Annotated in this window: 25 protein-coding genes; 11 read left to right on the forward strand and 14 right to left on the reverse strand. The window is 33.6% G+C overall.

All coding sequences use genetic code 11. The features are described 5' to 3' along the window. The first annotated feature begins 1 nt into the window (after position 1). From CWS01_RS07650 to CWS01_RS07655, 3 genes are all read left to right on the forward strand, one after another. Positions 2–1,429: a glycosyltransferase family 4 protein gene (locus CWS01_RS07650; RefSeq protein ID WP_101176601.1), complete on the forward strand. Its 1,428-nt coding sequence runs from the start codon at positions 2–4 to the stop codon at positions 1,427–1,429. Between the two features lie 74 nt (positions 1,430–1,503). Beyond that, the gene (locus tag CWS01_RS22295; RefSeq protein WP_157827596.1) at positions 1,504–1,677 is read left to right on the forward strand and encodes a hypothetical protein; all 174 of its coding nucleotides are present in this window, start codon (positions 1,504–1,506) and stop codon (positions 1,675–1,677) included. After that, entirely contained in the window at positions 1,674–2,687 is a 1,014-nt protein-coding gene (locus tag CWS01_RS07655; RefSeq protein WP_101176602.1) for an NAD-dependent epimerase, read from the forward strand. Before CWS01_RS22295 ends, CWS01_RS07655 begins: the two co-directional genes overlap by 4 nt. 328 nt (positions 2,688–3,015) lie before the next feature. Here the strand turns inward: CWS01_RS07655 and CWS01_RS07660 are convergent, their stop codons facing one another. The 6 genes from CWS01_RS07660 to CWS01_RS07685 form a co-directional block, all read right to left on the reverse strand. Beyond that, complete coding sequence (locus CWS01_RS07660) at positions 3,016–3,372, reverse strand: MaoC/PaaZ C-terminal domain-containing protein (protein WP_101176603.1); 357 nt, start codon at positions 3,370–3,372, stop codon at positions 3,016–3,018. Continuing rightward, on the reverse strand, positions 3,369–3,764 hold the full coding sequence (locus CWS01_RS07665; protein ID WP_101176604.1) for a MaoC family dehydratase: 396 nt from the start codon (positions 3,762–3,764) through the stop codon (positions 3,369–3,371). Before CWS01_RS07665 ends, CWS01_RS07660 begins: the two co-directional genes overlap by 4 nt. Then, positions 3,761–4,855 (reverse strand): acetyl-CoA C-acyltransferase, encoded by a 1,095-nt coding sequence (locus tag CWS01_RS07670; protein ID WP_193603763.1) that lies wholly within the window; start codon positions 4,853–4,855, stop codon positions 3,761–3,763. The genes CWS01_RS07665 and CWS01_RS07670 overlap by 4 nt, the downstream gene beginning before the upstream one ends. After that, entirely contained in the window at positions 4,851–6,317 is a 1,467-nt protein-coding gene (locus CWS01_RS07675; protein WP_101176606.1) for an AMP-binding protein, read from the reverse strand. The genes CWS01_RS07670 and CWS01_RS07675 overlap by 5 nt, the downstream gene beginning before the upstream one ends. A gap of 75 nt (positions 6,318–6,392) precedes the next feature. Next, positions 6,393–6,944 (reverse strand): biotin transporter BioY, encoded by a 552-nt coding sequence (locus CWS01_RS07680; protein ID WP_101176607.1) that lies wholly within the window; start codon positions 6,942–6,944, stop codon positions 6,393–6,395. 524 nt (positions 6,945–7,468) lie between these two features. Further along, positions 7,469–8,188, reverse strand: a complete 720-nt coding sequence (locus tag CWS01_RS07685; protein ID WP_101176608.1) for a spore coat protein — start codon at positions 8,186–8,188, stop codon at positions 7,469–7,471. Positions 8,189–8,389: 201 nt separating this feature from the next. Between CWS01_RS07685 and CWS01_RS07690 the strand changes: the two genes are divergently transcribed. The 3 genes from CWS01_RS07690 to CWS01_RS07700 all read left to right on the forward strand — a co-directional run bounded on the left by CWS01_RS07690 (position 8,390) and on the right by CWS01_RS07700 (position 11,151). Further along, positions 8,390–8,881 (forward strand): hypothetical protein, encoded by a 492-nt coding sequence (locus CWS01_RS07690; protein WP_101176609.1) that lies wholly within the window; start codon positions 8,390–8,392, stop codon positions 8,879–8,881. Positions 8,882–9,203: 322 nt separating this feature from the next. Further along, positions 9,204–9,827 carry a DUF2238 domain-containing protein gene (locus tag CWS01_RS07695; protein WP_101176610.1) on the forward strand — a complete coding sequence of 208 codons (624 nt, stop codon included), beginning with the start codon at positions 9,204–9,206 and terminating at the stop codon, positions 9,825–9,827. Between the two features lie 352 nt (positions 9,828–10,179). Next, positions 10,180–11,151 carry an NAD(P)H-dependent flavin oxidoreductase gene (locus CWS01_RS07700; protein ID WP_193603761.1) on the forward strand — a complete coding sequence of 324 codons (972 nt, stop codon included), beginning with the start codon at positions 10,180–10,182 and terminating at the stop codon, positions 11,149–11,151. Positions 11,152–11,286: 135 nt separating this feature from the next. Here CWS01_RS07700 and CWS01_RS07705 read toward each other — a convergent pair whose 3' ends face one another. From CWS01_RS07705 to CWS01_RS07745, 8 genes are all read right to left on the reverse strand, one after another. After that, positions 11,287–11,715, reverse strand: a complete 429-nt coding sequence (locus CWS01_RS07705) for a hypothetical protein (protein WP_157827597.1) — start codon at positions 11,713–11,715, stop codon at positions 11,287–11,289. Between the two features lie 127 nt (positions 11,716–11,842). Continuing rightward, entirely contained in the window at positions 11,843–12,022 is a 180-nt protein-coding gene (locus CWS01_RS07710) for a UPF0489 family protein (protein WP_101176613.1), read from the reverse strand. Between the two features lie 55 nt (positions 12,023–12,077). Beyond that, on the reverse strand, positions 12,078–13,088 hold the full coding sequence (locus CWS01_RS07715; RefSeq protein ID WP_101176614.1) for a hypothetical protein: 1,011 nt from the start codon (positions 13,086–13,088) through the stop codon (positions 12,078–12,080). Between the two features lie 392 nt (positions 13,089–13,480). Next, positions 13,481–13,726, reverse strand: a complete 246-nt coding sequence (locus tag CWS01_RS07720; protein ID WP_157827598.1) for a hypothetical protein — start codon at positions 13,724–13,726, stop codon at positions 13,481–13,483. Between the two features lie 462 nt (positions 13,727–14,188). After that, on the reverse strand, positions 14,189–14,626 hold the full coding sequence (locus CWS01_RS07730) for a hypothetical protein (RefSeq protein ID WP_101176617.1): 438 nt from the start codon (positions 14,624–14,626) through the stop codon (positions 14,189–14,191). 42 nt (positions 14,627–14,668) lie between these two features. After that, the gene (locus CWS01_RS07735; RefSeq protein WP_101176618.1) at positions 14,669–15,940 is read right to left on the reverse strand and encodes an McrC family protein; all 1,272 of its coding nucleotides are present in this window, start codon (positions 15,938–15,940) and stop codon (positions 14,669–14,671) included. A 14-nt stretch (positions 15,941–15,954) separates the two neighbouring features. Further along, entirely contained in the window at positions 15,955–18,540 is a 2,586-nt protein-coding gene (locus tag CWS01_RS22920) for an AAA family ATPase (RefSeq protein ID WP_235852003.1), read from the reverse strand. A gap of 389 nt (positions 18,541–18,929) precedes the next feature. After that, entirely contained in the window at positions 18,930–19,415 is a 486-nt protein-coding gene (locus CWS01_RS07745; RefSeq protein ID WP_101176619.1) for an arginine repressor, read from the reverse strand. A gap of 523 nt (positions 19,416–19,938) precedes the next feature. On the opposite strand from CWS01_RS07745, the gene CWS01_RS07750 reads away from it, so the two are divergent. The 5 genes from CWS01_RS07750 to CWS01_RS23145 all read left to right on the forward strand — a co-directional run bounded on the left by CWS01_RS07750 (position 19,939) and on the right by CWS01_RS23145 (position 24,315). Further along, positions 19,939–20,127 carry a hypothetical protein gene (locus CWS01_RS07750; RefSeq protein WP_101176620.1) on the forward strand — a complete coding sequence of 63 codons (189 nt, stop codon included), beginning with the start codon at positions 19,939–19,941 and terminating at the stop codon, positions 20,125–20,127. Between the two features lie 19 nt (positions 20,128–20,146). Next, on the forward strand, positions 20,147–21,715 hold the full coding sequence (locus CWS01_RS07755) for a DNA polymerase (RefSeq protein WP_235852004.1): 1,569 nt from the start codon (positions 20,147–20,149) through the stop codon (positions 21,713–21,715). A 29-nt stretch (positions 21,716–21,744) separates the two neighbouring features. Next, positions 21,745–22,197: a hypothetical protein gene (locus CWS01_RS07760; protein WP_101176622.1), complete on the forward strand. Its 453-nt coding sequence runs from the start codon at positions 21,745–21,747 to the stop codon at positions 22,195–22,197. A gap of 77 nt (positions 22,198–22,274) precedes the next feature. Then, the gene (locus CWS01_RS07765) at positions 22,275–24,014 is read left to right on the forward strand and encodes a DNA primase family protein (protein ID WP_101176623.1); all 1,740 of its coding nucleotides are present in this window, start codon (positions 22,275–22,277) and stop codon (positions 24,012–24,014) included. 172 nt (positions 24,015–24,186) lie between these two features. Further along, on the forward strand, positions 24,187–24,315 hold the full coding sequence (locus CWS01_RS23145) for a hypothetical protein (protein WP_268877059.1): 129 nt from the start codon (positions 24,187–24,189) through the stop codon (positions 24,313–24,315). Positions 24,316–24,330: the final 15 nt, after the last annotated feature.

The raw sequence follows: 24,330 nt of genomic DNA on the forward strand, positions 1-24,330 counted from the left end.
CATGAATATTTTAATGATAGCTACTGAAAAACTTCCTGTACCGCCTGTTCTGGGAGGGGCAATTCAAACGTATATTTCTGGAAGCCTACCATACCTAGCAAAGTCGTATAGTATTACTGTTTTAGGAATAACGGACCCATCGCTTCCTAATGAAGAAATTAAAGATGGAATTAAATATGTCCGGGTACCAGGAAAATTATTAGCACTTTATCAACAAGGAATCGTTCAATTTTTAGCCTCCAATTCTTTTGACATTATTCATATTTTTAATCGTCCTCGTCTTGTTATGCCTATTCGAAGTATTGCACCTCAATCAAAAATTATCCTTAGCATGCATAATGATATGTTTAATCTTGATAAAATTGAACCAAATGAAGCTCATGCAGCAATAAATGAAGTCTCTATGATCATTACAATCAGTGACTATGTGGGGAATGTCATCCGCAACCTATATCCTCAAGCATCATCAAAGCTCCGAACTATTTATTCAGGCGTTGATTCTGAAAGATTTTTACCTGGTAATCATTCCAAAATGGAATCTATTCGAAATCGACTTCGTAAAGAACATGGCTTAGAAGATAAGAATGTTATCCTATTTGCAGGAAGACTTTCCGAAAATAAAGGAGTAGATCGTTTAATTCGAGCATTACCGCTGCTTTCAAAAAAATTCAAAAACTTAGCCTTGGTTGTAGTAGGAGGTAATTGGTTTAGCCAGAACAAAGTAACCGATTATGTAGCCTATATTCGATCTTTAGCGAAACAACAGACCGTTCCTGTTGTGACAACAGGCTTTGTATCACCAGCTGATATTCAAAATTGGTTTGCAGCTGCTGATTTATTTGTTTGTACTTCCATTTGGCAAGAACCACTAGCACGAGTTCATTATGAAGCAATGGCTGCTGGCCTTCCTATTGTGACAACGGCAAGAGGAGGAAACCAAGAGGTAATTAGTTTAGGAGAAAATGGCTTTGTAATCGAAAATCCAGAAGACCCAGCAAATTTTGCAGAAAAGATTTCTGAAGTATTATCAAATAAAGCATTAATGCAAAGTATGGGGAAAAGAGGAAGAGAACTCGCTGTAAGCAATTATAACTGGTCTCGAGTAGCACATGAAATTATGGAAGTTTGGGGATTTACGCTGCAAATGCCTCTTCCTACACCGCTGCCAGATGGGTATGTAGCTCCAGAAGTCGAAATTCCCCAAAATATCACTCCTCCAAATAGCGAATATGGAAAGGTACTCGGTAGTAATCAAACAAGCACTCTATTCATAGATGAATCGAATGATGAAAAAGAGAAAAAGAAGGAGCAAAAGCAGTACAAAGATAAAGACAAAAAAGATAAACACAAAAAGAATGATAAGGATAAAGAATCTAAGAGCAGTGAACTAAAAGGCAAAAAAGATAAGAAGCATAAAAAAACCGACTAATCATATTAATAATTCAATCGATTTAGCTACTCCTCTAAAAAATCCGGACAATTTGTCGAAAGGAGACGACTTAATTGCCATCATCCACCCATCTCTTAATGGAATATCTACTAGAACCCGATTTAAATACGTTTCTAAAGAAACAATCTATACTTCGAGTACAAGAATGGCCACTTGAGTTATTTCAAAACCTTCATGGCCGAAAAAATGTTCATGATCGTAAAAAAGGAGCAAATAGAAGACAATGAATGTTTTAGTGACAGGAGCGGCTGGTTTTATTGGGTTTCATCTTTCTAAACGTTTATTAGATGAAAATTATCATGTTATCGGTGTAGATAATCTTAATGAATATTACGATGCTCGGTTAAAGAAAGATCGGTTAAATATACTGAAAAAAAGCGCTAATTTCGAATTCTATAAAATAGATTTAGCAAATCAAGAATCACTAATACAAATATTTAAAAATAGATCAATCAATATTGTAATCAACTTGGCTGCTCAAGCTGGAGTCCGTTATAGTCTTTACAATCCTCATTCTTACGTTCATTCAAACTTATTTGGATTTATGAATATTTTAGAAGCTTGCAGGCACTATCAAGTAGAGCACTTAATATATGCATCTTCAAGTTCCGTTTATGGAGCAAATTCAAACATTCCATTCTCTACAAAAGACTCTGTTAATCACCCGGTAAGTATCTACGCTGCTACAAAAAAGGCAAATGAGTTAATGGCTCATACGTATAGCCATTTATTTAATATTCCAACCACAGGCCTTCGTTTCTTTACAGTGTATGGCCCTTGGGGAAGACCCGATATGGCTTATTATTCTTTTACTAAAGATATTATAGAGGGGAATACTTTAAAAGTATTTAATAATGGCGATATGAGCAGAGACTTCACTTTTATTGATGATATTGTGGAAGGGATCATTAAATTACTAGATCATCCACCCAAATACAATAATAATTGGGATAGAAAAAACCCTGACCCGAGCTCAAGCTATGCCCCCTACAGGATTTATAATATTGGCAACAATACTCCTGTAAATTTAATGGCATTTATTCAGATATTAGAAAAGCTACTTGGAAAAAAAGCAATAGTAGAATTATTACCTATGCAGCCAGGAGATGTTAAAGAGACCTATGCAGATATTACAAGTCTGCAGAAGGATGTAGGCTTCTATCCTGCTACACCATTAGAAATAGGATTAGGTCATTTTGTAGATTGGTATAAAAAATACCATCTAAAGGAAGAATAATTTCCTAAAATTTTTAAAGGGAATACTTTTCAAGACTTTTGTTTATAAGTGCAGGGGCAAAAAGGGCTGTATACCAGTCATAGAATAACTTTTTAGACAGCCCTTTATAGCCAAGCTTCCTATATTTTTATAATGAAAAAACCTCATTTACTTATGGTACGGTTCAGTGTAACAACTTAAGTGACGATTTTTAATTAAAAGAAAGATTAAAAGTCTCTTTTTTTATCTGCTTCATTTTGAAATGTTATCCAACTTCCATATATATCTTTTTAATTCTCTCTTACCAGAAAACTCCTCTTAAAATTACACATCTGTCCAGTATAAATCATCAGGGATTTCCTCTAACTACTATCAAACATCCTTTTATGACTCTCTTTTCTCCACATTTTCCTTCTACTCTTATTTTATTCTCCGCTTGTTTGATAGTCAGTGTTACTAGATCTCCCACATAAACAGGGGAGATAAAGGTAAATTCATACTGACTCAACAACACTTGAGGAATGAGAGATTCATTCGAAAGTACACTTAACACTTTGGACACTGTTAACATTCCATGGGCAATTTTATTAGTGAATCCTTGTTGTTTCGCCGCCTCCATATCTAAATGAATTGGATTGTAATCACCGGAAATGACAGCATATTGTTCAACGTCCCTTTCGGTAATTTGAAAGGTAATCATATTCATGACAAACTATCCAAAATCAAATCAGATATTCCTTCAAAACAAAGTTTTCCATCCCTATTATATAAATATAGAGTTTGCTTAATAAAAGTAAGGTTTTGACGTTGAAATTGATCTTTAACCTCAACTATAGCTCTATAGACCTCATCAATATACATTCTCTGATGCTGGATACATTTCTGTTTGCGATGAATAATAGGATGTTGCAGCTCCCTTGGGGAAGCAAGCCATTTATAAGCCATCATTGGCATAGTTGGATGAAGAGGAATCGTTTCGAAACCATAGTCTTTTGCCCTCTCCGAACTCTGATAGATAGGATTTCGATCACCAATCAATTGGACAATTTGTTGCACATCTTCTTTATTAAATATAATCTCATGTTCCTTAGTTTTCATGTTACCACCTCGAATAGGACCGCTACTCCAACTCCTCCACCACTCCCAATCGCGGCTAGTACATATTTAATATCCTTTCGTCTTTGTACTTCGTAGAAAAGCCTCGTGATCATGATACTTCCCGAAGCTCCATAAGGATGTCCTAGCGTTAAAGCACCTCCGCCAACATTTAATTTGTCATAAGAAATAGAAAGCACTTTTGTACAGGCAACAATCTTAGAGGAGAAAGCTTCGTTTATTTCAATTAAGTCAATATCCTCAATGGTTAACTGGTTTCTTTTTATTAAGGCTTGAATAGCCGGAATGGGGGCTTCTCCTGGATGATTCGGAAGTACACCTGAGACTTCACTATCCAAAAATCGTAAAATAGGCTGGAATCCATTATTTAATGCCATGTTTTCTTCCATGACAAGTACAGCTGAAGCCCCGTCATTTATCCCACAACTGTTCGCTGCAGTAACCGTACCGTTCTTTTTAAATATTGGCTTCATCCTATTTAAAAGTACTTCCATCTTTCTTTTCCTAAAAAATTCTTCATCTTGGTGGATATCTCCAATTTGAATGATCTCTTGATTAAAATATCCTTTTTCGTAAGCTTCCCAGCTGCGTTTATAGCTTAATAGAGCATATTGATCCTGCATTTCCTTTGAAATAGCATATTTTTCAGCCACATATTCTGCTGCAACGCCCATATCTGGATCGCCAATTTTTTCAGGAGAAAATCTTGCTCTAGATGGAAACGGAGAGGTACTCGTACTTTCTACACCACCAGCAATATAACAACGGCCAGCTCCGCCTTGGACGAAGTAACATGCCGTTCGAATCGCTTCTAACCCTGCACTACATTGACGGTCAATTGTGATTCCTGGTACAGAAAGAGGAAGTCCTGCTTCTAACGTAGCAACTCGAGCTACGTTTCCACCTGGTCCAACTACATTTCCCAAAATGATGTCTTGTATTTTTTCTTCCAATCCATTCGCTAAATGTTGGAGGATAGGAGCTGCTAGCTCATGTGGCTGAATATCTCGTAAGATTCCACCCATTTTTCCAATTGGTGTTCGTTTCGCTTCGACAATTACCGCTCTTTTAATCATTGACCACCTTTTTTTCCATTCGTTTTATTAGCTCAGCACGAGCTATCTTGCCACTCGTTGTATATGGCATTTCAGATAGAAAAAACCACTTACGTGGAATTTTATAAGAAGATAAATGAGTCTTACAAAATCTTTTTAACTCTAATTGGCTACTCTTTCCTTTCACTACCGCAGCAACAACTTGGCCCCAATACGAATCTGATAGGCCTATTACAGCAATTTCTTCGACATCGGGATGTAAGGAAAGCACTTTTTCTATTTCTTCAGGAAAAATATTTATTCCTCCATATAAAATCATATTTTGTTCACGACCTACAATATATAAAAAGCCATCTTCATCAAAATATCCCATATCATGGACTGTGGCCCAACCCCCTTCATCTTGAATAGAATGAATAGACCTTCCGGCATCATCCAAGTACCCATTTATCATCAATTTACTTCTTACATATATTTTTCCGTTCTCATTTGGCTTTGCTAATTCCTGATCTGGACGCCGTATTTGTACCTCTACACCATAACAAGGCTTTCCGACAGTTGTAGCCTTCTGAATACCTTCACTATCAGGAATTACAGTAATGAAACTCAATTCACTAGCTCCATAAAACTCGTACATAGTCATGTTAGGAATCATATTACGGATTTCTATTTTCGATCTATCCGACCATTTGGCACCAGATGAAATAATTTTTATAGACTTATCAACTTGAATTCCTTCTTTCAAGAATGCTTCTACCATTGTCGGAACTACATATATCGTTGTAATTGGAAAGGAATGTATCCATGATAGTCCTTCAATAGGAGAGAACTTTTCTAATAGAAAGACGGTTCCACCTAAATACAAAATACTAATGGCTCCATACAGAAAATGAGAATGGGTTAAGGCTCCAAAAATAAGAACATGATCGGTTTCATCTAACCCGAAATCAAAACGATTGCAATCAAAGCTAGCCACCCACGAATCTTGGGAGCGAACAAATGCTTTTGGTTTTCCGGTCGTACCAGATGTAAATCCAATGTAAAAAGGCAGATTTCCTTCCATTTTCAATACAGTTGTAGGATCAAACTGAGAGATTTCCTGTAAACTATCATCCAAAATCATTACATTAGGAATACTTTGTTTGATTTGAGAGTAAATTTCTCTAGTTGTGACAATGATAGAGGGATGTGAAAGCATCACTCTTTTTTCCAATTCGGTTATCTTCCATTTCAAATCATATGGAACAGCAATCCAACCTGCCTTAGAGGCTCCTGCAAAGAGCTGTAGGAAAGGGATACCGCTTGGCAAAAGGATTCCTATTGTTTTATTTTCTGAATGAAGAGAATGAAGCCAGTTCGCTGTTTGATTGATTAATTCATCCCATTCTTGATAACTGATTTGTTGATGATTCGTATGGATTGCGATTTTGTTTGGGGATAATTTTGCGAAAGTCTTATATGATTCTGTAATATTGCCCATGATATATCTCCTCTATAAAAAGAGACACCTTCTGGCACCTCTTAAGATTTAGATATTTTTAGATAAATAATTAGATTAACTTGTTGCTAATGAGCGCGAAAAAACTGGGTGTTTTCTTAGTCTGTAAACTAAAATAGAAGCTAGTATGGATTTTAAGACATCCCCTGGGATATAAATTAAACTTAACTGAGCAGCTTTTAAAAGAGGAATGTCCATCATAAATGCTTGGACAGGAATTCCAATTAAATAGATTAATAGAATTCCAACTGTCAGATTAATAAATAAAATATGTTGTATTTTTAAAGTTTGAAAACGTGATAGTAGATAACCAATACAGAAAGCCGTAATAGGCCACGCAATTATATAACCAACACTTGGTCCGACAAATACACTTAGTCCACCTCTTCCTCCAGATAGAAGAGGCATTCCAGCAGCGAGAAGTAATAAAAAGATTGTTTGGCTCATCGCCCCTAATCTTGCTCCCAATACCCCTCCTGCAAGAAGGACACCTAGAGTTTGTAATGTAATGGGTACTGGTGTAAAAGAAAGTATAATAGGCGGAACTACTCCTAGAGCACCCATTACAGCGGCAAACACTGCCACAAAGGTAATTTCTTTAATTTTCATTCTTATCTCTCCTAATAATCAATATGTACTATTAACAACTATGATAATAATGAATCTCAAATTAATTGTCAACCTAGTTTTAAATATAGTTGACATTTAAAACATTATTATTCAAAATAATATGGATTTGTTATTAATAGTAAATTTACAAGGAAGATAATTCAGTATTCATGTAAAAAATTATACAAGATAACATACAAACTTATAGTGATTCACTACTTAGTTTTCTTCTGTTTCTCTAAGTTTTTTCTTGAAATTACAGTATAGCGAGACTTTTGAATTTGTTGCTTACGTTGAATAAAGCATTAAAAAATGGCTTGGAAAGTATACCAAGCCATTAGTTCATCCTATTGGTAAACCTCACCTACTTATCACACGGTTCAACCTGATTAATGTTAATAATAATAAACCGCCTCTATTTATGATACGGTTCACCGTGTTGTATCAAAATGAGGATTATATATTTTGTATAATCATTACTTATTTAGAAAGTTCTACCTATCCGAAATTTATTTCTTGCTATCCTAATATCCGAAAATAGCTACATACTGATTTTGCAAAACAAACCTATTATCTAACCATGCTAAAGTGTTTAAAACATATCCTAAAGAATCTGCATTGTATCTTCCAGCAATTTTTTGATACGCCAATAGCTCATACACTTTATTTGAATCAAAATCTACAGGATATAAGCCACTTAGAGGATTTACAAAACCAGTAATAGGACTTTTCAGTTTACCTTTTTCATCATATATCTCATTTAAATACTCAGCACCTTTTGTTGAAATGTCTATCATGTACTTTTTATTATTGATCTTGCTGACAACTTCCACTTTATAATTGTCTTGATAAGTAACCTCATATTGGTATTGCTCATTATATACATTGAAATCAAATAGTAATTGTTCTGTATTTTCCACAAAGGAATAAATAGTATGGTACATGATTCCACCACTGCCACCTGTAGCAATACTTATTAAAATATCATCTACTCTATTCCCAGTAAAATCCCCCAAGAATATAGTAGGATTGTAGCCTGCATTTTCACGAAGTGGAACACTTTTTACCTCGCCAGTTCTTCCATCTTGAACGAGCAGGGTAATATTTTGAGTAAATGGACTAGCTGGAGTCTTTATTCCGGTTAAATAGACATTATCAGGTACTTGATCTCCAGTTACATCACCACGAGCAAACGAAACAATACTTGGCTGATTCATAGTTGTCCTAGAATTATAGTTATACATAATAAACTCCTTTTCATGAGGACTATCATCATTATTTTCTAACGGCCCAATATCAAGCCTTCTTTAAGTAATATCTAATCACTTGCTTCATAAAATTTAGAAGAACAATAGAATTTTAATTAAAATATTATACGCTCCCAGCTCTCGAAGTTTCCGGAGGTTTGAATTTCGTTAATGATTCATCAAAATGGAGGGGGAAAAATGAAGAAATTCAGTTCTTTTTCTGGTACGGTTACCATGATTCAAGATTATTTAGTAGGTTCAGATGAGGAATTAAAAGGCTGTTTTAAATTAATGTCCTTATTAAGAGGAGATGGTTCAATAGTAAATTTCGTTATTAGTCCAACCACCTATTTTCTAGACCGTGCTATGGTTTCAGTTGGAGACCGTGTAACTGGTTTTTATGATGTCAATGTACCTGTCATTCTTATTTACCCACCACAATATCAAGCCCTCATTATCGTAAAAGATAACACTTATCAAAATGTAAAGGTAGACTATTTTAACAGCCAGCTGGTGAGTAGTGATGGTCAGTTACAATTGAATATTTCGAGTTATACTCCGATTTTATTACAAAACGATCAACCATTCACATTGAATCCAGCAAACCGAAATCTACTTGCTGTATATGGTCCTACTACATTTAGTATTCCAGCCCAAACTACTCCCTATAAAATCATTATATTGTGTTAGTCATTTTTAAACGATTTAAGGGCGTAATAGCCCCTTTTTTATTTATCGACTTTTCTCTCCTGATACAAACAATCATTTCGATTGTTTATTTGTCCTTACAGACTATGACCATTTCACCCCAAAAGAGTCTGTACGAATAAAATTCGCCTTTATCCTACTTGCTTGAAATACACGATACGCATCGAGGGAGTAAAATCAGCGATTAAGTTAGCTATGACGGAAATTTGCCCTTTTACGGAACCAGCACCCCATACCTCTTTCTATATTTATTAATTTTTTTGCAAATACTAAATACATCTTGTTTCCTGCTGGAGTGATTTGAATGTCACGTAAAAAAGGTAGTTCGATACATTTTTTTATATTATTTGTTGTTATGCTTGCTCTTATTTGGTCCCTGATTAAACCTGAGGAAGGTTATATTGTTTGGTTGATGGAAATTTTACCTTCAGTATTAGTTTTAATATTCTTGATATCAAGATACAATCATTTTCGCCTTACCACTGTTTCCTATGTTATTATTACCCTTCTTGTCATTTTAACGTTTATAGGAGGGCATTATTCTTATTCCAAAGTTCCTCTCTTTACATGGATCAAAGATTATTTTGATTTACAAAGAAACCACTATGATCGGTTTGGTCATTTTCTTAAGGGGCTTATGGTCATAGTAATAATAGAGATATTATTAAGGAAAACAGTTTTATTGAAAAGTAAAACGACAAATTTTATTGCTCTTTGTATAACACTAGCAATCGGGGCTTTCTACGAGATTATTGAGTGGGCAAGTACAAAAATTGGGAAAGAAGGGAAAGCCACAAACGATTTTTTAGGCATGCAAGGAGACATATGGGATGCCCAGTGGGATATGGCACTTTTATTAGTGGGTTCCATTCTCTCGCTTTTTTTCACAAAGATCCTTTATAAAGGATTAGAAAAACTTCGAGAATGAGTTGCTATCTACATAAAATAACATTGGTATCTCACCTTTTTAAATAGAAAATAACACTCTCCTGGTTCAAATAGCTTTAATGACAAACATTTCCAAGTGTCCTTTTTACGATTCACTGTAATGTATCTAAATAAGGTTTTTCTATTTTCTAAACACTGCTTTTTCATTAAAATCAATAATTATAAGAATTTAAGATTTTAATTGGATAAAAACCTCATTTAATTATATTTGAACATTCTGTGGCAAAAGGAGATTTATTTTTGATTTTTAGGATTAACCATTACATACGTCACTATTATTTAAAAACCCTATTGTTACAATTAGTGGATATTAAAGTTCACTAATAAACGTAATGAAATGGGGTTGTTTTTTGAAATTTCCACAATTGAAAATAGATCATATGTTGCCAAAGGTTCCAATCATGCAAGGTGGTATGGGTGTAGGAATTTCTTTAAGTGGACTCGCTTCTGCCGTTGCGAATGCTGGGGGAATTGGGATCATATCAGGTACTGGGATTACAGTCGATGAAATGAGATCAAATATAAGGAAGGCGAAGGACAGTATAAAGGATTCCGGATATATTGGAGTAAACGTTCTTTTCGCTATGAATGATTTTGCCGAAAAAATGAAAGCAGCCATTGATGAAAAGGTAGATTTCATCATATCAGGTGCTGGAATTTCAAGAGATATGTATGCTTGGGGCAAGGAATCCGGCATACCCGTCATATCGATTGTTTCTTCCGCGAAGCTGGCTAGGTTGTCAGAACGTCTTGGTGCTTCAGCAGTTGTTGTAGAAGGTTTTGAGGCCGGCGGTCACCTTGGTACGGAAAGACCTTTGTTTGATATTTTGCCTGAAGTGGTTGAAGCTGTTAAGATTCCAGTTATTGCTGCTGGAGGAATAATGACTGGGGAAGATCTTGCGAGAGCTTTACGTGCAGGGGCGTCTGGGGTACAGATGGGAACTAGGTTCGTTGCTAGTGAAGAGTGTGACGCACCTTTATCATTTAAAGAAAAATATGTATATGCACAACAGGAAGATACCAGTTTGGTAAAAACAACTGTTGGTCTCCAGGGTCGTGCAATTAAGAACCAGTTTACTGAACTTATTTCTGATAATAAAAAGGTAAAAATTAAAAAGTGCCGAGATTGCCTAAAAAATTGTTCTTATCGATTTTGTACGCTTGATTCTTTGATAACCTCCCTGAATGGAGATTGCGAGAATGGTCTTGTTTTTGCCGGATCAAGAGTACATGAAATCAAAGAAATCCTACCAGTTAAAACAATTATCAACAATATTATGAGTGAATATAAAACTTGTATATAAATTTGAAAGGTACCTGCCCCCTATGCATAAATGCCATTCGGTCAGGCACCTTTTTATTTTCAAAAACCTCATTTACTTATGATACGGTTCACCGTAACGATACTTTCGGCGAAATTACTAATTATTTATATTTTTTTATACTTTAAATAAAGTTCGAGTGATTAATTCTAATAATAACCTTTCTGCTTCCTGTACATCTATATCCTCATGCTTTAGGTCATCAAAGCACTCTTTCTCTCTAGTTATAGTTATAATTTCTGCCTCCTCTATTAATTCATCTATGATAGAAGTATTTATCGGGTTAAATGATCCTCTATTAGGGAAAAAATCTAAATCGAAATCTAGAATGAAAGGACCACTTGGTTTTTTAAAACCAGTTTGATTAATGTACTCATCGTCCAAACATGATATTTGCTCTATTTCATTTAATTCATAATCATACAACTGATTTTTATATAAGTATTCGTCATTAAACATTGGTGTTTCATCTGATTTATTTACTACATGATATTGATTTATAATACCGATATTATGAGCTGTTGTGATATGTTCATCATGCTCCAAAACCTCCACTGCATTTAGAAGTGAATTAAGATCAGAAGAATTAATCTGATTTAACCGATGCATTTGAATCTCATGCGCTAGTTCGAATACATCCTTTGAGAAACTACTTAACCTAAAAGCATACTTGTTAAAAAGGTGCAACGGTGTCTGTATGATAGTCGAAACTAATTAGATTAATAGGTCTTTTATTAGTATCGATTCCTAAAGCCCAAACTGGTAGAGCAAAATGATGCTTATCAAAGATAAAATTTTTTTTATTTCTTATTGTCTCAATCGTTAAATTAGAAAATACCCCGTTTGTTAGCATTGATTTCTCCTCTGTATAAAATTTTTTCTATTGCAGTAATAGGATTTAAACTAAACTAAACTGATTTTCTTTGTTTTATAACTTTATCTCTGTCTTTTATAATAGCTTCAAATGCCTTTTCTATTTTATAATTACCTTTTTCAAGTAATAACTTTTCTAGATAAATTATCACACTGTGAATACCTGACAAATTCTTAATTGGGATCAAATAACCTTCATCATTTTTTCTAATCGCATCTTTTGGTTTCAAACCTGTTGGATAAATTATCCCTTGTCCCTGATTATCTTTCATATACTGATAAGTTTCCTGATATTTCGTATGAATTTTAGTGTTCTTTCCAATAAGTAAAGCCGGCCTTCTTGCACCTTTACCAGATTCCACTTCATCTTCTGTTAAATTGAAGAATGTACGGTAATAAATATATTTCCTTATATCATGAAGTAACTTTAGCTTTTCATCGAAGCTCCCGTTGTTCTCATATAAGATAAATGATTTTAGGGCAACAAATGCAAATTCATGGTGAGCGAGTTGTTCAATAGATGCACCAATAGGAAATGCTTCCCCCATACCTTGTGCAACCTTATAATAATCTTCTTCTGTTCTTAATAATTGGAACAACCTTCGAGGGTTATAAACCTCAACGTCAACCCCATCTTTCTCTGCTAGTTCAATAATCGCTCTCTCTTGCTCCTCAATCGTGTAAAAGTTAATGACCATGTTCCACTTTACCATTTTATATTTTCTATCTTCACAGTATTTCTTAGCAGCTTGATAATCCTTTTTAATTTTATTAAATTTACTTTCCCATTTGCTTGTATGCTTTGGTCCAGTTATTGAGAAGCATTCATACTTGTTTTCTCCATGTCGGATAAAACCATCTAAGCCTTTATCTTTTTCAGCCCGAGTATCTTTGTAACTTTTTAAGGTGAAAACGGGGCAAACTTCCTTATATCCACCAAGTCCAGTTAATAAGATTAATTGAACATAACGTTCAAATTGGTTATCAAATGAGGTTTCAAGACGGTCAAGTAACTTCGGACCAAAAATTTTATATTTTATATCCATACTTCTGCTCCTTCAAAAATTTTGGTATTAAATAATTTATAATGAACACTTAACCTAAAGATTTAAAAGGACATCCTTAAAGATGCCCTCATAGACTACCCTTTTAACTCTCTCCATTTCAATTTTCAAGCATCATAGGCTCCTTCTAATTCTTTACCCAATTTTTCAGCTTTAGTTAGTCTAGCTTTATAATTTTGTCGATCTCCGTATTCGCACCACTTAGGATTTGAATTATAACCCAGAATAAAATCCTCGTCATGATAGCCATCATTTACTTCTCCATATTCATGGAGGTAATTAAATAAATTTTTATAGGCATCGACAAATTTTTTATGTAGATCAAAAGTAGCTAATTTCTCAAAGTTGCCTTCAACTCTATTACTTGCATTAAGCTAGTCATTAAATCCAATAAAAACAGGAAATTTATCTTTGGGGCAATACATATAAGATGGATTATTAATTCCAGTCATTTTTCCTACAATTTCCACAAGTTCGATTCTACTTACTTTTGAAAGGATTTCCTCCACAATGTATAGATCACCATCTTTTGTTATATCCTCACCTTTAAATGCTCTATAAATTAATGGATAATATACTTCTAACAAATCAGTATAATTTTCTAATACCATTTTTTCCAAATCACTCCACGATACTACATGTGCAGAAAATAGTCCCTTTTCCTTATGTGCTTCGGTTATTTCTCTAGCCTTTTCTTGAAGTTTAGCATCCCTTGGACCTGTATAGGCAATTATGAATTCTTTAAGAGAAGGTTTAAAATTTTTTGCTTTCTCGACCTCTTCCTCGATTTCACTTGTTGTAAGTCTACTATCCGCAAGAAGGTCTTTTTTTTACACTGTACTCCTATATTATTTGTACTTCCAAATACGTCTACCCCACATTGTGATTGACCTGAACGACCATTCATTTGAGCATTATCATCATTCCACTCTCTTTTGTATATATCTAAGCAAAGTGATTCAAACTTTCCCCAAGAGGTAATTGCCGGAATACTAATATCTATTACCATCCACTCCCTTTTATTTGAAATTATTGCGATCCCATTAAACATTACTAGTCATCTAAACTAATATACTCATATCCTATTCCAATCCTATCTTTCCGATATAAGTCTCAAACTTATAAATAATTAGTAAAGGCATATTTTTGTTTGACACATTCATGCCATATTCAGGATTCTTATAGTTAGGTCTATCCCTTAATAAATCGTTTGGTTGTAAGAAAGCTATAGCAGGAATTAAAAATAATTCAGGTGTATTATCTCCTGAGAAGATCACTAAGGCTATATAATAATTACTCTGGTTTGCATCCATATGCTTCTTTAGTATTAATACATATTCCGTTGGTCGTCTAATAGACTTTACTAAGACTTCTATCTCTTTTCCTTCTTTTGTCTTTACTGAAAAGGTTCTATCTTTTTCAATAATATTAACACCGTATTCTTGGAACTTCTCTTTTACCACTTCTTTAGCCTTTCGATTTAATTCCCTGGTCGTAAGAGTTATAATATTACTCCTCATATGATTATCCCCCCCCCATATTAATTAATCATGCTCCTCACTCTAATCCCAAAAACCTATTAGTTCATTTATGCTCTCATTAATATTACTTACATCTACAAAAAATACTTTAACAACAACACTATCATCACTAGTGAACTCTATACTTTCTGCATTAATCATTTCATCGTTTATCGGGTATAAGAGCCAAATTTCGTTTGTATTATATTTTTTAGCATAGGCATACATCTGATACATATCAGTTTGTGATATTCCATAATTGTATCTAGGCTCATTTCTAAGTCTTTTCCATTTGGTGTCTAATATAATTCTTCTATTCTCTTTTTCTATTAAAATGTCAGGTCTTAATGCAAATTGTCTTTCAAATAAATAGTATCCTTTATCTTGCAATGAAATATTCCAATCCGTTCCTACTAAAGCCCTCTTCAAATTTCTTCCAACATAAGCTTCAAACACCTTTTCCATAGGAAATAGCAAGGCTCGGGCAGATGTATTTCCTGAAAACGTAGTGAAACTCTTATTCCTTAGAAAAACTTTTGACCAACATATCAAAATATCATAATCTTTGGTGGTTCTGTCATTGATCACTTTAGAAAAATCCTTATCATAATTTTTTGATGTTTCAATCGTTTCAAAGTTAGGTAATAACTTTCCAATTTCCCTGATGTTCTCATAGTTTGACGATAATTTTAATAGTTTTATTAGTGTAGCCTTAATTAACCTATTCTCTGGTCTATTAAGCCCATATTCATCATAACTTACATAAAATTGTTCCTTATGTACAAAGTTTCTTTTAATATGTTCGTTTAAAACTAATTTCCCTTTATAGAACCGGCTATTATTTTCCAATGAATAGTATTTAGACTTAATTCCCTTCTTGACTAAGTTACGAACCTCTTGGATATATAAATTAATAAAGACCTCATAAATACTCATTTTATCTATGTTTACGTGAGTATCGCTAAATATCTTACTGGGGAAATCCTTCATACTCTTTAACATACGTAAAAATATCCGTTTTGTATCAGCTGAATCACTAGAATCAACTTTAGGGAGTATTTGGATTTGTGTACCATTTTTTAATTGAACAATTCCCACATAGTTCTTTGCACGAATAACTTTACCTACACTACGCTTTGAAGTTAACGTAAAGAAGTCTAAAGCATCCGCTTCTTCTTCAGTTCTAATATTCAGTATTAATTCTTCTAAATAGGAAAAAGACACCTCATCTAAAAACTTATAGTGTCCATCATTAATAAAGTCTGTATTGCAAGTAATTGAATCAAATTCTTTAACTTCCAATAACTTTCTCATTCTCTACCCACACTTTATTCATAAATTTGAATGTAACTTTCCTCATTATAAAAGGCATTTGTCTGTATACTGTACTTTCTATCAGGTAATTCAATATCTGGATTACCTTTAAAAAGCTTCTTATTTATTTGCTCATCTTTAATGAACTTAAGATCATCTTTCTTTGCGTTATCACCTAAAACATATTGAATTCTACTATAATCTTCATAAAAATACTCCTGCATTAAAGGGATGATAGAGTTTATAAAGATATTGGCAAGATCATCAATTGTTGGATTATTTATAGATGAAATAGGTTTAAAATAAGCATGACCTATGGTGTGCTCTCTATCAAATAAAACTTCAATTCTTGAATTAATAGTTTTTAGCATCTTAACTATATCAATGTTACCAATTTTGATGCCAGAAAGACTTTCTTCATGTGGCATCATTTCAACAAAACTAAATCTTCTTCTAAGGGCTGTATCCATTAAAGCAATGGATCTATCAGCGGAGTTCATGGTTCCAATTATATATACGTTACTAGGTACGCCAAAAGGGGTTTTACTATATGGTAACTTTACGGTGGTTTCCTCAACTTTCCCCAGTCGTTTTGTTGTTTCAATTAACGTAATCAACTCTCCAAAAATCTTGGATATATTACCTCTATTAATCTCGTCAATAACAAATACATAATTGCTATTATTTTCCTCCACTAATATCTCTTTATTAATAGAATATTTCTCGATCATTTTATTAATTGCTTCCCTATCAATTTTGTTAAGTCGATAAACTGTTGAGCTTGTCAGCGTTGTACCTTGATTTATTTTAACTATATACTCTCTAATTCCAGTTACTAGCCATTGTACATCTCTACTTCTTGGGTAATGGCCCCCATCATCAAGCCATTTTGCGTCACCTGTAATAACTCCAATCCCATCAATATTTTCTCGATCATACAACGATAGGACAATATCTCCAATTTTCATTTCTTCATGAAAATCTAACAAAATTCGTTTTTCCTTTTTTGTGCTAAATTCAGATTCATCTGTTATTTCTTTATCTCTATTTGCCCATCCAATACGTATCCTGTTATTTTTAAAACAATCATCTTTAATTTCATTGCTACCACTACCTTTTAAAGAAACCTTCCATAAGGTAGGATTTGCACTAACTTCTATATCACCATTTTTGATCTTAATATTTTTCGCATTATCACAAAACTGCTTGAATATACCAGGTTCAATTTTATATTCCAATTCCTCAGCGCTTTCGTCTCCAACTAGCTTTGGTTTTATTCCCTCAATAAACTCTTCATACCCATAAGACTGGTGAAAAGTAGTAAATTCTATTTTACCTTCCTCTTTATACTCCTTGTACCTCTTATAAACGGAAATATATTTCTCATCTTTTACTTCATTAAAAGTTTTATTTTCAACTATCGCAACCGCGTAGTTTACTGTATTGTAGGTTTTTCCAGTACCAGGAGGACCATATAAAATAATATTTTTATTATCATTAAACATATTTAAAATTCCTTCCTCTTCACTGATCACTAATTTATAATATGGTAATAGGGATTCAACCGCTGTAAGCATACCTTTTATAATCCCTTTATTATCTTTAAATTTATTAATTATATCTTGTCTTGTTATAACCCGCGCAATTTGAATTTTCTTATATACTCCATCTTCAACTCGCTTCTTAACTTCTCTTGTTGGAAAATTAAGTTCTATCATTCCATCTTCCGGATTATTACCATTTGATATATAAAATAATTCATCTGTAGATTCTAGTATGTCTTTGTTTAAAATCCTGTGATGTCTTGTGTAATCCTCTTTTTTACTTAACCTTTCACTTAATTCAACAGAAAATTTAAAACGTGCCTTTCCTTCTATTATTTCCGCAAATAAAGAAATACTTGTTGGGCATTTTTTATATTTCTCAAACTTAAGTTGCTTCCACAAATACTTTCGAACTTCTGAATTGATTTTTGCTTCTACCCATTTTCTAGAACTATCCATTTTCAACCCAAATTGGCGCTCACATAATTGAGCCATTTTTTCAAGCTCATCAAGAGCACATCTAGCCGCATCCCCTGTTTCTAAGTAGTACGACTTCATAGATGGATCAGCTTTTTCAGGTTTTTCGTATGGTTGTCCTCCATACTTATCAAGATAATCCAAGATTGAAATACATTTGATATCCTCTGTTGAAATTTGGCCATTATCATTAGTAAACAAAAGGGTATATTCGTTAGCAATAAACTCTTTAATTTCTTTAATAGTTTTAGGACCTAGAGTGGTATGTACTTCATCTTCAGGATTTAATTCTGGAACCTCTTTATGTCCATCAAATTCGCCTCTAAATGATAGACGTCTTGAAGAACTCTCTCCAGTACGAAGGTAATTGTATGTATTATTAGCATGATCGGCATTACACCATTGTGAAATCCTTGCATTATCCACATTCTGTTTACATAGTTCTTGAGCTTTCCTCTGTATATCACCTTGCTTAAAATACATCATATTAGATGATGGATTAATTGAGTTATGAAATACTTCATAAGCCATCATTGCTGTTGCTAGCCAAACAGAATCAGGTACACGATATGTTCCCAAAAAAATTCACCCTCAATAATATTTATTTTAAATATTGTATTTTCTAATTATTTACTCAGAATTAAACTTCTTATATTTATTACAACAAAAATATAGTTATATTTTACCATAAATACTTTTGTGATTTATCTTCCATTTCATCTCTATCCTATTAATCCCATAAAAAAATGATCCTCCTATTAGTAAGAATCGTTTTTTTTCGTTCATCTTGAAATTAAATAGTTGACAAGTGTTTCTTCTATATTCCAATCAGATTGGATGCTGTGGAAATGTTTTTGATCTCCCATATAACGGAATCATAGATTACCATTTTCTTTTCCTCCCATCTCAAAGTAATTGTTATTACTTCATCTAGAGAGATAGGTTCTAAAGCATAGACTTGCAAGATTTTATTTATTTTTAGATTTTGACCTTCTTGTTAACCCTACCTCGTTAAGTGCTCTTACTATCTCATTTGCTTCTTCTTTGGCGAATCCAAGCATTATATTACCGGTCAGGCCAACCACAGCCATTACGTGAAACCCCTTATCAGACAAATATTTTTCTATATAATTTGCAAATATCACCGCATGCTCTGAACTAATACGAAACCAAATAGCATGTAGGGGCACATTCATAGATACGTTAGTTTCATTAATAATTTTCTCTATTTTTCCCTTATTAATTTTATTTTGTACATCTAGATTAAACCTGTATTTTTTACTATACTTTTCCCTTATACCCCCTATCTCTTTTATATCCCTTGATAAAGTGGGTTGTGATACATAGTACCCCAAATTTTCAAGTTCTTCTTTTAACTCCTCTTGTGTTAAAACGTTTCTATTCTCAATGATCTTCTTCATAGCATTTAATCTCATTGATTTATTTTTAGTCATAAAATGCTCCCTTAATTTTTTATCTTTTTATAATTTCTTCTTGACAGGCTACTTCCTTAAATTGAATGACTTTTTTAGCAATTTCCCATATCCGAAAGCAACTCCTCCCGATTTCAATTTAAAATCATCTAGATTGAATAAAAAATGAATATTATTGACTTTATTTTAACTTTATTCATAAAAATATTCAAAATTCCAATTTGGTATATTGTAAAAGAAATTATTAATTTCAATATATACAGTGCTTTTTAATCCCCTCTCAGTCAATTAATAAATAATTAATATTCACTATTGATTAACAGGGATTAAAGGGATAGTCAATCCAACTTTATTAAGGAGGAATTAAATTAAGTTCCAGGATTGTACAATTGTCCATTTCCATCCTCATGGAAAAAAGAATGGGTGAGTCTTCAATTCTCAATTAATAAAGAAACTTAATTTGCAAAAGTAATTTGGTCTGCCCCTTGATCATCCTTTTTTTGGGGGGGCAAGGGGCAAATCATAACATGAAAGGAAGAAAAAAATGAAAGAACTACGAGAACTTCAAAAAGCTGGTTACAAATTCATTATTGATGGAGGAAATGTTAGTTATCAAAATCCAAATAGATTAAACCCTTTAAATGCTGATTCGTTTAGAAATAAATTGGTTCATCTAAAGCAGCAGAAACATCGGGTGTATAAATTTTTGCTCAAGCAAAAGGTCCCTCCCTAAAGCGGTTGTAGCTGTAGATATAGAAACATACGGTCACTATACGGATGGTATGATTCGACTAATTTCTTGGGCCGATCAGAATGGATGTTATGTCAGTGAATCCATTGATGACATTAAAGAGCTATTGGAGAATCCAGAGGTACTAAAGGTATTTCACAATGCCCTTTTTGATGTAACCTGGCTGCTTGCTAAAGGAATAAATGTCCAGACTTATACAGATACAAAAGTTTTATCTCAAATTATCAATAACCGTATAAGCAAGGACAACTCATTAGAAATTCTATCTCTCAAACATTTCGGTATTCTATTGGATAAGTCCCTTCAATCAGAGAACAACTGGAATGGAAAGATCACCAATGAACATAAAGAATACGCCAAAAGAGATGCTGAGGTAACATACAAACTTTACTTTAGGCTTTTACAAATCATTGAAGAAAGCTCTTTAGAAGAAGTAATGTTACGAGAAATAAGTGCTCTTCCAGCGGTTATTGAAATGCAACTTTATGGGATGCTTTTCGATTACACGGGTTGGAAAAAGGAGCTCAAAAAAATGAAGAATGAAAAAAATGCTATCGAGGAAGAAATTCGATCGATTTTTGAGCACCCAACCTTAAATCTCCAATCACCATTGCAAGTAAAAGAAGCCTTAAGCACTATAGGAATTACTGTTGAAAGTACAAGTGAAGGAGCTCTAGCTTCTCTTGAAGATCAACATCAAGTCATTGTTCTACTTAGAAAGTACAAAAAACTCCAAAAGCGTTTGTCTTCCTTTGGTGAGAAACTAAAAGAACGTATGGGCTCTGAAGGAAGGATACGTGGTAGCTGGAATGTAATTGGAACCAATACTGGGAGAATGTCATGTGTTAAACCCAATCTGCAAGGACTACCTTCTCTTGCTAAAACTTATGTAAAAGCGTCTAAGGATCATCTTTTACTCATTGCAGACTACTCTCAAATTGAATTGCGAGTTATGGCACAGATGGCTCAGGATAAAGTCATGATGGAAAGCTTTCAAAATGGTGTGGATCTTCATTTAAATACAGCGTCCGAAATAATGGGCAAACCTATTATTCTTGTAAGCTCTGATGAAAGAAAAATAGCAAAAACAACAAATTTCGGATTGTTATATGGAATGACAGTCTATGGTCTCCAAAAGCGTATTAATGCAGCTTTTGGACTTGATGTTTCGTATGAAACAGCTAATCTCTATCGAAATGGTTATTTCAATTTATATAAACAGGTTAGATCCTTTCAAGATGCTGCTCTTAAAGCCGATCTCATTGAAACAATGGGAGGTAGAGTGTGGACGAATATCCCCAAAGGAGATATTCGTCGATTAAATTACCCTATTCAAGGTACTTCTGCTGAAGGATTAAAAGAAGCATTAGCAATCTTTTATGACAAGAAAGATCCTAATTGGCGGATCATTGCTGCAATTCATGATGAAATCGTAGTTGAAGTCCCTAAAGAAGATGTACTAGTGGCAAAGGATCGACTAATAAAAGCCATGAAACTAGGAATGAGTTATTTTATTACGGATGTTCCTATAGAAGTAGATATCGATATTAGTGAATTTTGGAAAAAGTAAAAACCAACTAACAAATGGAGGTATTTTTCATGAATAATATTGAAAATCAAATTATCATCTCAACTGAACAACAATCTGGAACAGTGGTAACATTTGAGCCTAAGAAAGCAAGGTTTAATCCAATACGCTATTATGCAATTTCAAGTGATGCGATTGTTGAATGGAATGTACCTACTCCTTATGGTTTAAGACATTGCTTAGTTTTAACGTATGATATCCATCAATCAAACCAGTCAGGAACGACTGAAATAAACAAACTAAAACAACGTTATATATTATCCAATTATCCAAAGTCAAAATTTGGTGAGTTATATAAAGAATTAACTGGTAAAACTTTGGGCAATTCAGTAGATGTAAGTGAACTTGTAGGTAAAGAGTGCTTTGTTAAGATTGCCCACAATACTAATGAAGCTGGCGATATATTCGATAATGTTGAAGAAGTCATTCGTTACAAAACTGACCTTACTCACGGTCAGTTCTAATTGAATTATCTATTAATCTAGTTAAAAAGGGAGAGCTTTTTCCCCTCTCCCTTTTTTAAAGGAAGGATGAATTAGCCATGATACCATCATTAATGCAAGACCCTTTTAAGGGCATACTAACGCCTTCACCAGTAGACCATTCAATTGAACAATTTATGTTAAAGAATGAATTCTATTTGTGGGTGCCTACGAATGGAAATTTTGATAATGAGGAATTGATGAATGCCATTGCTTCGAATTTTTCAGTGTTTAGTAGAGTCGGACGCCAGCTTTTCCATCGCTTTACAAATACATGTGTAGGTTACTCAACAGAAAAAGCCAATCGAATTTTTGATGAAACAGAAGGATTTATCGAAAACAATGGATGGGCAACTGGGTATTCACAACTAGTCAGATTTGGATTTAATGGCTCAGAGGCTATTGATGATCATAGTCCAGCTAATGAAGTTATCCATTGTAAAAAACTGTATGATCTTAAACTTCGTGGTTTCAGTTTGAATGATCAAGGTAAGTTTGTTTTTAATGCTAATATCTTTGTAAGGTACGCACTTACTAGGATGAGACTAGTAATTCTATATGCAACAGGTGAATATTATATCTACCACCAATCAGGTGTATGGAAGAATATTCGAGAAGAGCAGCTAGGAAAATTACTTCGTGATATCTTACATGAAGCTGACCCAAATATTTGGAAAAAGAAATACCAAACTGAATATCTTGCAGCTATTAAACTAGAAACAAATTATATTGAGGAACTAAATTCTCACCATAACTATATCAACATCAATAATGGAATGTATGATATAAGGTCCTTTACTTTAAAAGAACACAACCCTGATTATTTCTCAACAATTCGTCTTCCTATTAATTACAATGTGAATGCGACTTGTCCAAAATTCATGAAGTTCCTATCAGATATATTCGAGGGCGACCAAGAATGCATTGATCTGACCCAAGAAGCTATTGGGGTTGGTATGTCCCTAGAGAATAAACTTCAAGAAGCCTTTTTCTTCTATGGCACAGGATCAAACGGAAAGAGTACTTTAATTAATGTCATTACTCATTTATTTGGAAAGGAAAACATAGCCTCTGTCTCTTTAAGTAGCTTATGTGGGCGATTCGGGTTTCAAAACCTCCCGAATAAGATAGCTAATTTCTCGACTGAAAATGAATTAACATCTATTAATACTCAAAATTTTAAGGCTATCACAGGCAATGATTCAGTTGAAATAGAAAGAAAACATAAGGATTCATATACGGCTAAACTATTTTGTACTCTTTATTTACTATTTAATACACTACCAGATACGAAAGATTTTAGTTATGCCTACTTTCGCAGAATCTGCCTAATCCCTTTCAACGTAAGCTTTTCTAGAAATGAAAGAAATACAAACCTTGAGCATGAACTCTTAGAAGAGCTTGATGGTATCTTTATGTTTGCTTTAGAAGGATTAAAGCGTTTAATCAACAATAACTATCAACTTACTTCTTCAAGTGTATCTATGGCTGCGTTAAGTCAATATCAACTAGGACAAAATCCGACTATTGAATTCTTTGATGATTGCATTGAAGTAACCGAAGACGGCTCTATTAAACAACCTGATGTCCACAAAACCTTCATTGAGTGGGCTAGAAGTCACGGTTACGATAGATGGTGGAACCTTAGCTCCCAGCGTTTCTGGGATTTATTGAGGCCCGTTATGAAAGAGAATGGTATTGATTTAGATACAAAAAAGATTCAAGGTACCATCTACATTAATGGTATTCGATTAAGGGAAGGTTACCAACCGAACCCTAACATTGTTACCTTCCCTTAAAGAGGGGGGTTAAGTGGTAAAGCATTTTAAAAACTACTGAGGAATTTCTTGTAAGCTTCTCAAATAAAATACTAATTTTAAAATCTATTTACCACCTATGCCCCTAACTGTTTTTATAATATTCAGAAATATATATTATTACTTTGGAATAAATTAAATGGGGGAATCCTGAATGAATACTACAGCTACATCAAATAAATCAAATTACTCTCTTATTATTGATATATTAGCAGACCTTGTAAAAGAAGCTGCTAACTCCTATGACAAAGAAAGTAAACAAGAAGATAGTAGTAAGGAATAACTTTTCCTATATTCT

This window comes from Niallia nealsonii, from assembly GCF_002835805.1.
Lineage (GTDB): Bacteria > Bacillota > Bacilli > Bacillales > Cytobacillaceae > Niallia > Niallia nealsonii.

Coding starts and splice junctions, on each gene's coding strand:
- CWS01_RS07650 (WP_101176601.1), top strand. CDS start 2: ATGAATATTTTAATGATAGCTACTGAAAAACTTCCTGTACCGCCTGTT.
- CWS01_RS07655 (WP_101176602.1), top strand. CDS start 1,674: ATGAATGTTTTAGTGACAGGAGCGGCTGGTTTTATTGGGTTTCATCTT.
- CWS01_RS07660 (WP_101176603.1), bottom strand. CDS start 3,372: ATGAATATGATTACCTTTCAAATTACCGAAAGGGACGTTGAACAATAT.
- CWS01_RS07665 (WP_101176604.1), bottom strand. CDS start 3,764: ATGAAAACTAAGGAACATGAGATTATATTTAATAAAGAAGATGTGCAA.
- CWS01_RS07675 (WP_101176606.1), bottom strand. CDS start 6,317: ATGGGCAATATTACAGAATCATATAAGACTTTCGCAAAATTATCCCCA.
- CWS01_RS07680 (WP_101176607.1), bottom strand. CDS start 6,944: ATGAAAATTAAAGAAATTACCTTTGTGGCAGTGTTTGCCGCTGTAATG.
- CWS01_RS07685 (WP_101176608.1), bottom strand. CDS start 8,188: ATGTATAACTATAATTCTAGGACAACTATGAATCAGCCAAGTATTGTT.
- CWS01_RS07690 (WP_101176609.1), top strand. CDS start 8,390: ATGAAGAAATTCAGTTCTTTTTCTGGTACGGTTACCATGATTCAAGAT.
- CWS01_RS07695 (WP_101176610.1), top strand. CDS start 9,204: ATGTCACGTAAAAAAGGTAGTTCGATACATTTTTTTATATTATTTGTT.
- CWS01_RS07700 (WP_193603761.1), top strand. CDS start 10,180: ATGAAATGGGGTTGTTTTTTGAAATTTCCACAATTGAAAATAGATCAT.
- CWS01_RS07710 (WP_101176613.1), bottom strand. CDS start 12,022: ATGCTAACAAACGGGGTATTTTCTAATTTAACGATTGAGACAATAAGA.
- CWS01_RS07715 (WP_101176614.1), bottom strand. CDS start 13,088: ATGGATATAAAATATAAAATTTTTGGTCCGAAGTTACTTGACCGTCTT.
- CWS01_RS07730 (WP_101176617.1), bottom strand. CDS start 14,626: ATGAGGAGTAATATTATAACTCTTACGACCAGGGAATTAAATCGAAAG.
- CWS01_RS07735 (WP_101176618.1), bottom strand. CDS start 15,940: ATGAGAAAGTTATTGGAAGTTAAAGAATTTGATTCAATTACTTGCAAT.
- CWS01_RS07745 (WP_101176619.1), bottom strand. CDS start 19,415: ATGACTAAAAATAAATCAATGAGATTAAATGCTATGAAGAAGATCATT.
- CWS01_RS07750 (WP_101176620.1), top strand. CDS start 19,939: ATGAAAGAACTACGAGAACTTCAAAAAGCTGGTTACAAATTCATTATT.
- CWS01_RS07760 (WP_101176622.1), top strand. CDS start 21,745: ATGAATAATATTGAAAATCAAATTATCATCTCAACTGAACAACAATCT.
- CWS01_RS07765 (WP_101176623.1), top strand. CDS start 22,275: ATGATACCATCATTAATGCAAGACCCTTTTAAGGGCATACTAACGCCT.
- CWS01_RS23145 (WP_268877059.1), top strand. CDS start 24,187: ATGAATACTACAGCTACATCAAATAAATCAAATTACTCTCTTATTATT.